This window comes from Pedobacter ginsengiterrae, assembly GCF_039537385.1.
In the GTDB taxonomy this organism is placed as follows: Bacteria; Bacteroidota; Bacteroidia; order Sphingobacteriales; family Sphingobacteriaceae; genus Pedobacter; species Pedobacter ginsengiterrae.
Genome location: NZ_BAABAK010000015.1, coordinates 524,319 through 538,954, shown reverse-complemented (window position 1 = coordinate 538,954; position 14,636 = coordinate 524,319). Strand labels below are relative to the sequence as shown.

Sequence of the window (14,636 nt, the reverse complement as noted above, 5' to 3'; positions counted from 1 at the left end):
CGTTGTAGAATTGCTTCGTGCCTCGCAATGACGGAAGTCTATATCTCACAGCCATTTTCATCACAAATGGCATCGTTGTTTTTATTTAATGATGTCAATGTTGTTTTAGGCTGAGTTTCTTTCCACTCTGTAAAACTTTGCGTTAACGCATCTGTAAAGGCTTGTACTGGCTGTGCGCCAGAAACACCATACTTTCTATCCATTACAAAATAAGGTACGCCACGAATACCCAAATTTTGGCTTTCGTAAACATCATATCGAACAGCTTCAGCAAACTGATCGCTTTTTAAAACAGATTCTGCTTCGGATTTATCTAAACCAATTTGGATAGCTAGTTCAACCAAAACATTATATTCTCCAATGTTTTTGCTGTTCACAAAGTGAGCTTCAAACAGCTTCTCTTCTGCTAAATCTTGCAAACCATGTTTTGCGGCCAAATGAATTAGCCGATGTGCATCGAAAGTATTTGCGGGAATATTTTTATCAAAATCGATAGTTAAACCTGCATTAGCAGCCATATCAGATACCTGTTTCGTCATCTGTTTAGCTTGCTCAATCGGCATTCCCTTGCTTCTCGATAAGTAATCGTAAACCGTTTCGTTGCTTGTGTTGTGATAATCAGGATTTAACTGATAACTTTTCCAATCTACTTCAATTTCGTTTTTAAATGGCAATTTTTCAATTGCTTGTTCAAAATGACGTTTACCGATATAGCAAAACGGACACATCACATCCGACCAGATTTCTACTTTCATAATGTAAAATTACCCCATCTGGATTTAAGCAAAGTAAGCAGAAAGTAAAAAGCCGCTATCTTTTTGGATAGCGGCCGATTTATAAAATGTTGTTTTGTTATTTATATAACTGATTAAATATCAACTTAAATGTTCCATGCGTTTGCGCTCTAAAAGCAATTTCAGGACCAAAGGCGTAAAGTTTTCCTTTGCCTATATTAGCTTCGAAAGCTGTTACACCATCTTGCAAATAAGCTTGTCCCCAAGCCCAGCCACTACGCAAAGGGGTTGCAGAATTAAACCACATTAAAGGTTTAATTTTTCCAGCAGCAATTGCATCGCCAGTTAGCCTAAATACAGGGCTGTTATCAAAATAAACATCAGCCTCTTTTTCCATGCCCCAATTCGCCTGCTGCTTGCTGTCTACTTCAACATTAAGCATACTACCTGGAACATAATATTTTTCATCTGGTAAGCGTTTTTCTGTTCCGTTAACAATTTCGACCATTGCATTACGAACAGGCAACTGTAAATGATAAGCCAGGTTTGTACTCGAACCAATTGTTACCACTTTACCACCTTCTTCAAGGAATTTTTTAATCTGTGGAATTGATTTATCTGCAGTGATTCTTCCCGTTTGTTTTTTGTATTCATCAGGAATATCTTGTGGTGTTGGCGCATTAAAACCTCCGCCTCTTCCAGCTGCTCCAGCATTTGGCAATGCAGGAATTGCACCACCAACAAATACAATCACATCATATTTTGATTTCAAATCGCCTGCATCGATATCTTGAGGATAAATTACGGTTGCATTGTAGTGGTATTGCTCCATCATCCAACGTACCCAACCTGATGCCATAGAACCACCATAAGTATCCCAAAGAGCAATTCTGCCTGCTGCTATTTTAGTTTTATTTTTTGGTGCAGCGGCCGATTTTACTTTAACATTCGCTTTCTCTAAAATACTTTTTGCATTGCCTGAAGCAGAAACGTAGAAATCGCCATTTTCATTTGAACGATAAACATCTGCTTTTGCTTTTAAAAGATCGTTAACAGCGGTGTAAGAATCGTTTTGAGCAGCACTCAAAACAAAGCTCGATCCCGATGTTAATTTGTTCTCAGGCTTTAATAATTGACCAAAAGGAATTCGCTCAAAAGGTCCGTTGAAGTCATCTTGTAAACGATCGAATTTTACATCCATCATATAGGCTAATGTCCAGCCTGCAGCATCGTAAGGAGGCGTTGGAGCGCTACCTTCATATTTAAAGTCATTCGGGTGATCTTGTGGTTCGAACATATCTAAAACATGAGGTCGAAAAGCCTGATCGGTTTTTACAACATAGCTTCCAGCAGGATAACTTTTACCAGCGATAGAAAATGGTGCTGTAGCTTTTTGAACCAAAATTCCTGTTCTAATTAAAGCATTTAAAAATTTAATAGCCGAATTAAAGTCAGGTTGATCCGCTGATAAAATATAGCCTCTTGGATCACGGTTCAAGGGCGCTTTCATCACGGTATCAAAAGCTTTCATGCTTATAATGCCTCTACCTCGTCCAAATTCGCTAGCTCCTTCAGAAGTTGAGCTTTTTGCAGCAGCATTTATGGCATCTATCTTTTTAGGCGAGAAAGACCAATTGTCCTTTTTTCCTCTATCAATTGAGTTTTTACCCATCTGATAAATATTATACAACAATTCATCGTGGTAACGTTGTGCATAACCTAAAACTGCATAATTTAACGAAACAGAATAATCAATTGAGTTTTTGAAATACCATTTGCGTGGCGTAATTGGATTTGGAGAATCGCCGCTTGGCAATAATCTTGATGGAACTAGAGGAATATCAGACGGCGTTGGGCTACCGATAATTTCAGTTAACAAGCCAACCATATTATGAAAATAAGTTGTGGTACGCAAACCACCATTATACCATGTAGAATATACCGAACCTCCTCTTTGTGTATATCCCGCTTTGTTCTCCACATTCATTCTATTATGCATTGCCGCACCCACAGCATCAAGGCTGGTTAAAATGGTTGCATCAAAAACATAGTTAAATGGATCACGGTATGGAGGGCCAGCTACTACTGTTCCCGCAGGGCCTGCCTGGTGGTGATTGTACATAATTTGTGGTATCCACTCTACAAAAAGCTGACGACCCATATTTTGGGTTTCTTTAAGATTTAACATGAAGAAATCGCGGTTGTTATCATGTCCTGCGTACTTTTCATATAGTTTCGGCAAGCCAGATAAAGATCTTTTTTTAGGGTCTTTTTCTCTCATATACCAATTGCTCACCAATTCTTGTCCATCGGGATTTGCATGGGTAAACAGGATAATTACATTATCTAAAATCCTTAACGTTTCTGGATCGGTTTTCGAGGCAAATTCGTAAGCGGTTTGGATAAGTTGATGTGCGCCAACAGTTTCATTAGCATGTAATCCACCATCAATCCAAACTACTGCTTTACCTTCTTGGGCCAGAGCTTTAGCTTGTTCTGCTGTAATTTCGGCATGCGCCAGTTGCTGTGAAATCTCTTTATATCTATCTAATTTTTTTAGATTTTCAGGCGACGACATAATCATCATATATTGGGTTCTGCCTTCTTCGGTTTTACCAATATCTACAAGCTTAACCCTTTTCGAAGTTTCGGCTAGTTTTTTAAAATAAGCCTCAGTTTGGGTATATGTTGCAAGCTGGTAATCATCTCCAATATTAAAGCCAAAGTGAGATTTAGGGCTAGGGATTTCTTGTGCAATAGCAAGCGTGCTACTTAAGATTAAAAAAGCCACGCACAACTTTTTAAAGTAGTTTTTTATCATATTCAGGAAAGTTTGGTTGGTTGATATCAAATATATAACAGAAATATGGTGTTAATATCCTTGCTGTAAATTTGTTACAGTTAAAGGTTATTTTCAAAAGGCCGTTAAATCACAAAAAACCTAAATTCGTTAAAATTCCTGCTTCATATTGCATACATTTGCCTTTGATGTAAGTTCTTAACTTTATTTTTTCATCAAACCGATATTGGTTTTACTTAGCTGTAGATTAAAAGGGAATCGTGTGTAAATCACGAACTGTCGCGCAACTGTAAATCCTGTCTTTTTAAAAAAAAGACAACAAATTATCAATAATGCCACTGTACCAGGTAACGGAATGGGAAGGCGATAATTTGAGGATAAGTCAGGAGACCTGCCAAATATCGAATTGACAATGCTTTCGCGTTAAAGAGCAATTGGTCAGGTCTGATTTGTACAATAAAATTAACCGTTTTATTTGGTTTTGCTTTGAGCCTTCTGGCTGCGAAGAAGATTTTTTGTGCACAAACCTTTCCTTTTATTTTTATCAAAAATCATTGTAAAATATAGCTTAAAGGGCTTTTAACGATTTATTTACTTAATCTTTAAAAGAAATGCTAACGCAAAATCTGGGCTACCCGCGTATTGGTAGCCACCGAGAACTAAAAAAAATCTGCGAAAACTATTGGGCAGACAAAACCGGGTACAAAAACGTACTTCAGGTTGGAAAAAACATTCGCCAAGAAAATTGGCAACTACAAAAAGAGGTAGGAGTTGATGTTATTCCTTCTAATGATTTCTCTTTTTATGACCAGGTTTTAGACCATTCTTTAACTTTCGGCGCTATCCCAAAAAGATATAACGAAGTTATTTTAAGAAAAGGAAATTCTGAGCTTGATTTGTACTTCGCTATGGCCCGAGGCTATCAAAAAGATGGCCTTGATGTTGTAGCGATGGAAATGACAAAATGGTTTGATACCAACTACCATTACATTGTGCCTGAGTTTTACAAAGATCAGCCATTTAAACTTTTCTCTACAAAAATTATCGATGAGTTTTATGAAGCCAAACAGTTAGGAATTACAACAAAACCTGTTTTAATCGGCCCTGTTTCTTACCTCTTGCTTGGAAAAGAAAAAGAAGCTGGTTTCGAAAAAATTGATTTAATTAAAAATCTGCTTTCTGTTTATCTTGATATTTTAACACGGTTAGATTCGCTAGGCGTTGAATATATTCAGTTCGACGAGCCATTTTTAACCCTTGATTTATCTGAAAAGGAAAAAGAAGCTTACAATTATACTTACAAGCAAATCAGAAAATCGTTTCCAAAACTGAAAATTATTTTGGCTACTTATTTCGAAGGCTTAGGTAATAATTTAGCTTTAACAACTTCTTTACCTATTGATGTTTTACATGTTGATTTAGTAAGAGCGCCAAAACAATTAGACGAAATAATTTCTACATTAAATGAAAAAACAATTCTTTCTGTTGGAATAGTTGATGGCCGTAATATCTGGAAAAATGATTTTGAAAACTCCTTAGAAATCATCAATTCGGCAGTGGATAAATTAGGTAAAGAACGTGTTTGGGTTGCACCATCATGTTCACTAATTCATTCTCCTGTTGATTTAGACAACGAAACGAACGAACGAAATCTTTCGGAAGAGATTAAGCAATGGCTAGCTTTTGCTAAACAGAAAGTTGCCGAAGTTGTAACGCTAAAAAAACTTGCCACAAACGGAAGCCCTGCATCTACCCTGCAAAAATTCGAAGCCAATAAAAAAGCAACAGCCAATCGCAAAAGCTCTGTTCTAATTCATAATCCTGAAGTTAAACAAAGGGTAGAGCAACTTAAAGCAGGAGATGCGGATCGTTTAAGTCCGTTCGCTTTAAGAAAAATTAAGCAACAAGCATTAAAATTACCTGCTTATGCTACCACAACAATTGGTTCGTTTCCGCAAACAGCCGAAGTTAGAAGCTGGAGAGCAAAGTTTAAAAACGGAACATTTTCGGCCGATGAATACAATACGTTAATTGCCGAAGAAACCGCTAAAGCTGTAAAATGGCAAGAAGAAATCGATTTGGATGTATTGGTTCATGGCGAATTTGAGCGTAACGATATGGTTGAATATTTTGGAGAGCAGCTGGATGGCTTTGCTTTTTCTAAAAACGGCTGGGTGCAAAGTTATGGCTCTCGCTGCGTTAAGCCACCAATTATTTTTGGCGATGTTTCTCGTCCACAAGCTATGACCGTGAAATGGACCGCCTATGCGCAATCGCTTACTTCAAAATACATGAAAGGCATGTTAACGGGCCCAGTTACTATTTTGCAATGGTCGTTTGTTCGTAACGATCAACCGCGTTCGGTTACATGTACGCAAATTGCTTTGGCCATTCGTGATGAAGTTTGCGACCTGGAAAAAGCAGGAATTAAGATTATTCAGATTGATGAACCTGCAATTAGAGAAGGGTTGCCTTTGCGAAAAGCAGATTGGCAGGCATATTTAAATTGGGCTGTTAATGCTTTCAAAATCTCTGCTGCAGGCGTAGCGGATGAAACGCAGATTCATACGCACATGTGCTATTCTGAGTTTAACGATATTATTCAAAACATTGCCGATATGGATGCAGATGTCATTACAATTGAAACATCACGTTCGCAAATGGAACTTTTAGATGCTTTTGCAGATTTTAAATATCCTAACGAGATTGGTCCAGGTGTATATGATATTCATTCGCCAAGAGTGCCCAAACGCGAAGAAATGATTACGTTGCTTAAAAAAGCAAAGGCTGTAATTCCATCAGAACAGCTTTGGGTAAACCCTGATTGCGGCTTAAAAACACGCGGTTGGGATGAAACCAAAAAAGCACTGATTGAGATGGTTGAAGCGGCGAAAGAAATGCGAAAAACTGAAAATGTTTTAGCCGCAGAGAATCTGATTAATTAAATTATTTTTGCCACGGAAGCGCAGAAACATAGTATTTCTTTATAAAACTGTATTTCCGTGGCATTTTATATAAATCAACATGACCCTAGAACAAAGAATCGAAACTTCGAAAACCAGTATTTTTAAAGCTGTTTTCCCCAATACAACTAATCATTACGATACCCTTTTCGGAGGAACAGCTATGCACATGATGGATGAGGTTGCTTTTATAACTGCAACTCGTTTTAGCCGACAAATAATGGTTACCGTAAGTAGCGATAGAATTGATTTTAAAAAATCGATTCCAGCAGGAACAATTGTTGAATTAATAGGACAAGTTACCAAAGTGGGCAATACAAGCTTAAAAGTTAATGTAGAAATTTATATTGAGCAAATGTATGCCGAAGGTAGGGAATTAGCGGTTCATGGCGATTTTACTTTCGTTGCAATTGATGAGAATAAGAAACCTGTACAGGTAATTAAATAATTGCTGATAATATTATAAAGATTTATAGATAAAGTATAAATTTTCTGTTCTTCAATTTTTTTAAATTGCAATATGGAAAATCAACCTTCAGCAGAACACTTAAAGGAAATTGCCAGGCAATTGAGCTGTCCTGATGGCGAGCACGGCGTTAAAACAGGAGAGATGATGAACATTAGTAACATCGGAATGACAAGAAGCGCTGTAGAGGCTTTGTTGCTCAAACCGAATGATGTTATTTTGGAGCTTGGACATGGTAACGCGGCTCATATCGCTGATATTTTTAATAAGGCAGAAAACCTGACTTATTTTGGAGCCGATATTTCTAAAACAATTATTGCCGAGGCGGAGAAAAATAATGCTTCGTTTATTACCAACAAGCAAGCTTCTTTCTTCCTTACAAATGGCACAACATTACCTTTTGAAGATGATTACTTTGATAAAATATTTACAGTAAATACCATTTACTTCTGGCAAAATCCCATTCAATATCTCGAAGAAATTAAGCGGGTTTTAAAATATAACGGTATGTTAATTATTGCTTTTGCTGATAAAAGCTTTATGGAAACCTTGCCTTTTACTAAATTTGGTTTCGAGCTTTATGATGAATTAAAAGCACATAAAGTTTTAAAAGATTCTGGTTTTGAAATTATAAAATCAACCCAGAAACACGAAGAAATTCAAAGTAATGCAGGCTTTAAAGTAAATCGTGATTATTACGTTGTTTCGGCTGTGGCTAGTAAATAGCAGCACCAACTAAGTTAAATAAACTGGATTGCAGTGAAAATCCTTTTTTGCTGTAATTACGATGAATAGAGCAAAATACACTCACAAAAAAGATTGGAACAAAAAGCCAGACTACCGTAATTATACATTACTTCAGCACCTTTTCAAATATTAATATAAGATTAGATACAAATACGCGTAAACAACAGGCGCAGATAACAATAAGCCATCAAAACGATCTAACAAACCGCCATGGCCAGGAAGCAGGCCTCCGCTATCTTTTGTATCTAAACTGCGTTTAAGCATCGATTCTACCAAATCGCCAAGTGTACCAAAACTGGCGATTAAAATAGCCATACCAACCCAAACAACTGGTGTAGTTTCTTTAAATAGAAATGATAAACCAAATCCGACCAATGCAGCAGTTAACATTCCGCCAAAAAAGCCTTCCCAGCTCTTTTTAGGCGAGTGGCGTTCGAATAATTTACGTTTACCATATTTTACACCGAACATATAAGCGCCAGTATCGTTTGCCCAAAGCATTAATAAAAAGGCCAAAGGAAAATGAAAGTTATATTCGCTCCAGCTGTGGATAAAACCCAATGCATGAAAAAAGCAAAAAGGAAAGGTTACGTAAACAAAACCCACAAAAGTGTAAGATATGTTGGCAAATGGAATTTTGCTTTTTTTATAGAGTTCGGTTATAAAAACCGAAAAAATTAAAGGGATACAAAGTAAAAGATATTTAACATCGTATTTTAAATAATGCAAACCCGCCGCCATTAAAAATATTAAAGCACTTGCCGCCAAACCAATATTTCTATGGGGTCTAATACCCGAGTTTTTAATCAATTTATAAAACTCGAACAAAGAAAGTAAGCTTAAAATAAGGTAAAAAGCGGTAAAAACGTAAGTTCCTAAAAAAACAGAACCAAGCATTACAATGGTAAAAAAGAAAGCGGTTATTGCCCGGGTTTTCATTTATGTTTTAAGATAAGATGTGAAAGATAAAAGTTATAACGATAAATTATTCTATTTCGTTTTTAACTATATATTCGATTGCTTTATCGAAATCGACTTTGTTTACCAAAACATTTATCTCGCCAATATTATAGGCAGAAAGTTGTTTATTGATGATAACCGCAGGAATATCTTCTTCGACTAATCCTTGCTTTAATACTTCGGCGGCAAATGCATCGCCGGTTGTGTACACTTTAACCCAATTTTCGCTCACGTTGTGCTGTATCTTTAAAAAATATAAACAAAGCTATGGTTAATATTGCACTAATTAAATAGGCATACCAAGTAAAACCAACTGGGTCGTCTGCTTTATCGAGTGGCATATTGTGTTTTTGCATATATAATGCCGCACAAACTGCATAAGCATTATTTAAAAAATGTGCTAACATGGCGTACCAAATGCTTCCACTGAAATAATATAAATATCCAAATCCTGCGCCCAAAAGCAATCTTGGTAGAAAGCCATAAAATTGTATGTGTATGGCGCTGAAAATAATTGCCGAAATCCAAATCGCTGCGTGATGATTTTCAAACATTTTATTGATTGAACGCTGCACACCACCACGAAACATTAATTCTTCGCCAATGGCAGGTAAAACTGCAATCATAATCAGGTTTACGATAAAATCCCAATTGTTTCTTACGGTTAACAACTGAATCGTCATTTTCATTGCCGATTGCTCGCTCTCTTTCATCCACTTTTCGAGCCATTTCAAACCTTCGGGTAAAACCATTTTCTGATTCCAAACCGCTGTCCACTCCATAATTGGCATGGAAACTATCATAATTAGAATTACCAGAATTAGCAATATAAATTTCGGTTTAGCAAAGGCGTAAAAGTTAGATGTTTTTATTCCGTTGGTAAAGGCTAATGCAATTGGTGGCAATACAAACATACCGATTGAGGTACCGATTTGAAGTATTTTTAAGGCATCGGTATATCTTGGATCGCCAGATGCGATAAGGTTAAAATCTTTTACAATTTGGAACCCATAAATGGCTAAAATAAAAACAAATGAGATAATTGTAAAAATTACGGCACCAACAACTGCGTAAAATAAAAGTAAAAGTAATTGCAGGAAAGGGTTGATTTCTTCCTTATTAGGTGTTACAACGTTCATTATTTGTACCTTTGTATGTTTTTATTAATCGTTGAAGATAGAAAATGTCTGTTAAGATAGGAAATATAGATTTAGGTGAATTCCCATTATTGCTTGCTCCGATGGAAGATGTGAGCGATCCGCCGTTTCGTTTTGTTTGTAAACAGAACGGTGCAGATTTGATGTACACCGAATTTATTTCTTCTGAGGGATTAATAAGAGATGCGGCAAAAAGCCTTCAAAAATTGGATATTTTTGAATACGAACGCCCCATTGGCATTCAGATTTTTGGTGGAGATATTGAACACATGCGTGAAGCTTCGGAAATTGCTTCTGCTGCCAATCCCGATTTGGTCGATATAAATTACGGCTGTCCGGTTAAAAATGTGGTTTGCAAAGGTGCGGGTTCTAGCTTGCTTCGTGATATTGATAAAATGGTAAAAATGACCGAAGCTGTGGTTAAAGCTTCGCATTTACCAGTTACCGTAAAAACTCGTTTGGGTTGGGATGATGATAGTAAAAACGTTTATGAAGTTGCAGAACGACTTCAGGATGTTGGAATACAAGCCTTAACCATACACGGCAGAACCAGGGCACAGCTTTACAAAGGCGAAGCCGATTGGTCGTTAATTAGAGAAATTAAACGCAATCCACGCATTAAAATTCCAATTTTTGGCAATGGAGATGTAGATAGCCCTGAAAAAGCAGCTAACTGGCGCATGGAATATGAGGTTGATGGAATTATGATTGGTCGTGCTGCGATTGGTTATCCATGGATTTTCCGTGAGGTTAAACATTTCTTCAAAACTGGCGAGCATTTAGCAGGCCCAACCATTGAAGAAAGAATTAATGTTTGCAGAACCCATCTCGATAAATCTTTAGAGTGGAAAGGCCCGAAAACGGGCATTTTTGAAATGCGCCGCCACTACGCAAATTATTTTAAAGGCTTGCCCGATTTTAAACCCTACCGCATGCGATTGGTTTCTGAGGGAGATATAGCCAATATTTACAGCATTTTAGACGAAGTGGCAGAAAAATTTGCCAACTACGATCCTGCCAATCAACTGGCTTGATTTTTGAAAAGCTTTTTGTACATTCGTATAAATCATCATGGTTACAGCAATTACAGATGGAATTAAGGTTTCGGTAGAAACGATATATCAGCCAGAATATTCGAATCCGGCTAACGAGCATTTTATGTTCGCTTATCGTGTAGAAATTTCTAATCTTTCTGATTATCCAGTTCAGTTAATGCGCCGTCAATGGTTTATTTTCGATTCTAACAGCAGTAGCCGCGAAGTAGAAGGCGAGGGTGTGGTTGGTTTACAGCCAATTATCGAGCCTGGTGAAAGTCACGTTTATGTTTCTGGATGTAATTTAAAAACAGATATGGGCAGCATGCAGGGGAAATACTTAATGAAACGCATTGTAGATGATGCAGAATTTGATGTAGATATTCCTGAATTTCAGCTGGTAGCACCTTATAGGTTAAATTAATTTCTATATTATTTTTTTGTAAAATAAAGCTTTGTGGTATTGGCGGCCGCAAGTCGCGCTACCGTTATTGCAGCGCAGCAGAGAAATCTCAAGATTTTAAACAAAGCTAAATCTGTGAATACAGAAGCTATCTCTTTACCCTAATTTTAAAGATTTCTCCATAAAGTATAAATGAATAAGGGGTTTTAAATTCTTGCTCATCAGAAAACCAAGAAGTACTATTTTTGCCCATTAGCCCGACATAAACGGAAATACTTTTGGTTGCGTAAACTTTAATTTACCACTACAAATCGCCCAAAAGATTGAAGTATTGGCGGGACTGTATTAACAAAAGTACCACAGGTTTTCCGCTTCAAATCTTATAAACCATTAATTTATTTCGCTGAGCGGTCCATTCTATAAAAATGGGAAACATGGGTATTAAATGCGAAAGCGGCCGAAAAATTAATTCCGAGCCGCTTTTCAATTTTCATAAGTAGATGAAAATATTTTAATCTCTGCTTCTTCCGAAAAGCATTGATGCATAGTAAAGTAAATTGGCCAATGCGCCAACGGCTGCAACAACGTAGGTCATGGCTGCCCACCAAAGGGCGTCTTTAGCCTGTGCATTCTCTTCCTGCGTTTGCATTACGCCATTGTTGTTTTTTAACCAGGCTAATGCCCTGTTGCTGGCATCGAACTCGACTGGTAGTGTAACAATGCTAAATATGGTTACCAAAGCTAAGCCTACCACTCCAATTGCCAAAACGATTGGTGTAACTGCAAATACAAGCAACATTACGCCTAATAATAAAACCCATTGCAACAAATTCGATGATATGCTTACCACTGGAACCATTGTACTGCGCAAATTAAGCCAGGTATATGATTTTGCATGTTGAACCGCATGACCGCATTCGTGTGCTGCAACTGCCGCCGCTGCTACGCTTCGGCTATAATAAACATCGGTACTTAAATTTACCGTTCTATCTGATGGATTGTAATGATCTGTAAGTTGCCCTTCGGTACTCATCACTTTCACATCGAATATGCCGTTATCGTGCAGCATTCGCTCCGCCACTTCCTTACCCGATAAGCCCGAGCTTAATTGCATTTCTGCGTATTTAGAAAATTTGTGTCTAAAACGCCATTGTACAAACATGCTCAGTAATAATACCGGGACTATTATAATTAAATAAATTCCCATTTTCTTGTGTGTATGTTTTTCAGATACATATATATCAAAAAGCGTTCCCATATTGTAAGGCGTATAAAATGTATTATTTTTATAGCATGGCTAACGCATTATCTTACTGGGAAAAGACATCTTTTTTTGATTACGATGTTGTTGTAATTGGCAGTGGAATTGTTGGTTTAAATGCAGCAATTCACCTTAAAAAATCTTCGCCTTCTTTAAAAATTTCGGTTCTAGAAAGTGGCTTTTTACCAACGGGTGCAAGCACTAAAAATGCAGGTTTTGCCTGCTTCGGCAGTATTTCTGAACTGATTGAACAGGAAAGAATTTGTGGTACAGATGGTTTGGTGAATTTAATCGAAACCCGATGGAAAGGTTTACTAAAACTGAGGCAATTACTTGGTGACAAAACAATTGATTATATGCCTTTCGGTGGGTATGAACTATTTAGAGAAAGTGAAGTTGATTTGACCGAACAGTGTGTATCTAAAATTGAACATTTTAATAAACTTATTGAAACGATAGTTGGATTAAATGCTTTCTATTTAAAAAACGAAAATATAAAGACGTTTGGGCTAAAAGGTATAAAAAATTTAATAGCAAACCGATACGAAGCACAGATTGATACAGGGAAAATGATGTTTAACCTGCTTCAATATGCTCAACAAATCGGCATCTCGATCTTTAATAATTGCAAAGTAGAAAAAATAGTTTCTAAAAATTCTGCTGTTTTACTCAAAACCAAGGATGGAGATTTTAGTTGCAAAAAGGCAATTGTTACTACAAACGCTTTTGTAAATACATTAATACCCAATTTGGATGTTACTCCTGGTCGGGGTCAGGTTTTAGTTACCAAACCTATTAAGAATTTAAAAATTGAAGGCACTTTCCATTACGATAAAGGCTATTATTATTTCCGAAATATTAATGGAAGGGTTTTGTTAGGTGGAGGTAGAAATTTGGATTTTAAAGCCGAAGAAACAACTGAATTCGGACAAACTGATGGTGTACAATCTACATTAGAAAATTTACTTCGAGAAGTTATTTTACCCAATACAGATTTTGAAATAGAGCAGCGTTGGAGCGGAATTATGGCTTTTGGAAAACAAATTAATCCAATTATTACTGAAGCCAAGCCCAACGTTTTTTGCGCTGTTAGGTGTAATGGGATGGGCGTAGCAATGGGTCCGCAAACTGGTGCAGATGTCGCCGAATTGGTTTTGAAAAGTTTATAAGCTTAATTGCTTTCGGTGAATGCTACTATTTAAACACAATCGTTTTATTTCCACTTACAAAAACACGATCTTCGAAAATAAGTTCTAAGGCTTCTAACAAAACTTTTTTCTCAATTTCTTTTCCTGCACGAATCATTTCCTTTACACCAAAATTATGGTCGACATGTGTAGTGTGTTGAGTTATTATTGGGCCTTCATCCAAATTATCGGTAACAAAATGAGCTGTAGCCCCAATAATTTTTACACCTCGCTCAAAAGCTTGCCTGTAAGGGTTTGCACCAATAAAAGCTGGTAAAAAGGAATGGTGAATATTGATGATTTTTCCTGAATAATCCTTCACAAAATCTGAAGATAAGATTCTCATAAACTTCGCTAATACCAAATAATCGGCATCGAATTGGTTTATTATTTCTTTTACCTGCTTTTCGAACTGACTTTTATCTTTATCAATATGGGTAACATAAAAATAAGGAATACCTAGTTTTTCGGTAAAATCTCTTAATTCTTCATAATTACCAATTACGGCCTTAACATTTGCACCCAATGTTTTAAATTGATTTTTAATCAGTATTTCAGCCAAACAATGGTATTCTTTAGTTACTAAAACAACAATTTGTTTTTCCTTTTTAGTAATGAGGGTAACTTCTGCTTCATCAGGCAAATTTTGTAATAATTTTTCTTTAAGTTTTTCGGTTTCTTCGAAAACTCCAGTACAAGCTATTCTGGTAAAAAAGGCTTTGTTTTGTTCATCAACAAATTCTCGCATGGCGATAATATTTAATTGATGGCTAGCCAAAATCCTGGTAATATTGGTTACTAAACCAACTTGATCGGGACAGGAAATAAGAATTGTTAAATCATTCATTTGCAATATAGAAAGCTCAATTATAAATATTTTTTTTCGTTATATCCATCTCATATTAACTAATATTTTTTGGTATA

Annotated in this window: 13 protein-coding genes and 1 riboswitch; of the genes, 6 read left to right on the top strand and 7 right to left on the bottom strand. The window is 36.5% G+C overall.

The window, feature by feature from the left end; all coding sequences use genetic code 11:
• Positions 1-38 precede the first annotated feature (38 nt).
• Positions 39-755 (bottom strand): DsbA family oxidoreductase, encoded by a 717-nt coding sequence (locus ABD692_RS15405; protein ID WP_344768369.1) that lies wholly within the window; start codon positions 753-755, stop codon positions 39-41.
• A gap of 97 nt (positions 756-852) precedes the next feature.
• Complete coding sequence (locus tag ABD692_RS15400) at positions 853-3,555, bottom strand: M14 family metallopeptidase (protein WP_344768367.1); 2,703 nt, start codon at positions 3,553-3,555, stop codon at positions 853-855.
• A 189-nt stretch (positions 3,556-3,744) separates the two neighbouring features.
• A riboswitch (cobalamin riboswitch) is annotated at positions 3,745-3,948 on the top strand.
• 197 nt (positions 3,949-4,145) lie between these two features.
• Between ABD692_RS15400 and metE the strand changes: the two genes are divergently transcribed.
• The 3 genes from metE to ABD692_RS15385 all read left to right on the top strand — a co-directional run bounded on the left by metE (position 4,146) and on the right by ABD692_RS15385 (position 7,689).
• On the top strand, positions 4,146-6,479 hold the full coding sequence (gene metE, locus ABD692_RS15395) for a 5-methyltetrahydropteroyltriglutamate--homocysteine S-methyltransferase (RefSeq protein WP_344768365.1): 2,334 nt from the start codon (positions 4,146-4,148) through the stop codon (positions 6,477-6,479).
• A 79-nt stretch (positions 6,480-6,558) separates the two neighbouring features.
• Complete coding sequence (locus ABD692_RS15390; RefSeq protein WP_344768363.1) at positions 6,559-6,945, top strand: acyl-CoA thioesterase; 387 nt, start codon at positions 6,559-6,561, stop codon at positions 6,943-6,945.
• A 72-nt stretch (positions 6,946-7,017) separates the two neighbouring features.
• The gene (locus tag ABD692_RS15385) at positions 7,018-7,689 is read left to right on the top strand and encodes a class I SAM-dependent methyltransferase (RefSeq protein WP_344768361.1); all 672 of its coding nucleotides are present in this window, start codon (positions 7,018-7,020) and stop codon (positions 7,687-7,689) included.
• Between the two features lie 150 nt (positions 7,690-7,839).
• On the opposite strand, the gene ABD692_RS15380 is transcribed toward ABD692_RS15385, so the two are convergent.
• From ABD692_RS15380 to ABD692_RS15370, 3 genes are read right to left on the bottom strand one after another with little or no spacing between them, the layout of a single operon-like run.
• Positions 7,840-8,649 carry a phosphatidate cytidylyltransferase gene (locus tag ABD692_RS15380; RefSeq protein ID WP_344768359.1) on the bottom strand — a complete coding sequence of 270 codons (810 nt, stop codon included), beginning with the start codon at positions 8,647-8,649 and terminating at the stop codon, positions 7,840-7,842.
• 46 nt (positions 8,650-8,695) lie between these two features.
• On the bottom strand, positions 8,696-8,902 hold the full coding sequence (locus ABD692_RS15375; protein WP_316754785.1) for a putative signal transducing protein: 207 nt from the start codon (positions 8,900-8,902) through the stop codon (positions 8,696-8,698).
• The gene (locus ABD692_RS15370; protein ID WP_344768357.1) at positions 8,883-9,809 is read right to left on the bottom strand and encodes a CPBP family intramembrane glutamic endopeptidase; all 927 of its coding nucleotides are present in this window, start codon (positions 9,807-9,809) and stop codon (positions 8,883-8,885) included. Before ABD692_RS15370 ends, ABD692_RS15375 begins: the two co-directional genes overlap by 20 nt.
• Before the next feature lie 44 nt (positions 9,810-9,853).
• Between ABD692_RS15370 and dusB the strand changes: the two genes are divergently transcribed.
• Both dusB and apaG read left to right on the top strand, forming a co-directional pair.
• A complete protein-coding gene (dusB, locus tag ABD692_RS15365) occupies positions 9,854-10,861 on the top strand; it encodes a tRNA dihydrouridine synthase DusB (RefSeq protein ID WP_316754789.1) in 1,008 nt (335 codons plus the stop codon).
• 37 nt (positions 10,862-10,898) lie between these two features.
• Positions 10,899-11,285 (top strand): Co2+/Mg2+ efflux protein ApaG, encoded by a 387-nt coding sequence (gene apaG / locus ABD692_RS15360; protein ID WP_344768353.1) that lies wholly within the window; start codon positions 10,899-10,901, stop codon positions 11,283-11,285.
• 490 nt (positions 11,286-11,775) lie between these two features.
• On the opposite strand, the gene ABD692_RS15355 is transcribed toward apaG, so the two are convergent.
• Entirely contained in the window at positions 11,776-12,471 is a 696-nt protein-coding gene (locus tag ABD692_RS15355; protein WP_344768488.1) for a zinc metallopeptidase, read from the bottom strand.
• Between the two features lie 86 nt (positions 12,472-12,557).
• On the opposite strand from ABD692_RS15355, the gene ABD692_RS15350 reads away from it, so the two are divergent.
• A complete protein-coding gene (locus tag ABD692_RS15350; protein ID WP_344768352.1) occupies positions 12,558-13,694 on the top strand; it encodes an NAD(P)/FAD-dependent oxidoreductase in 1,137 nt (378 codons plus the stop codon).
• Positions 13,695-13,719: 25 nt separating this feature from the next.
• Here the strand turns inward: ABD692_RS15350 and purU are convergent, their stop codons facing one another.
• Positions 13,720-14,559 (bottom strand): formyltetrahydrofolate deformylase, encoded by an 840-nt coding sequence (purU, locus tag ABD692_RS15345; protein WP_344768350.1) that lies wholly within the window; start codon positions 14,557-14,559, stop codon positions 13,720-13,722.
• Positions 14,560-14,636 lie beyond the last annotated feature (77 nt).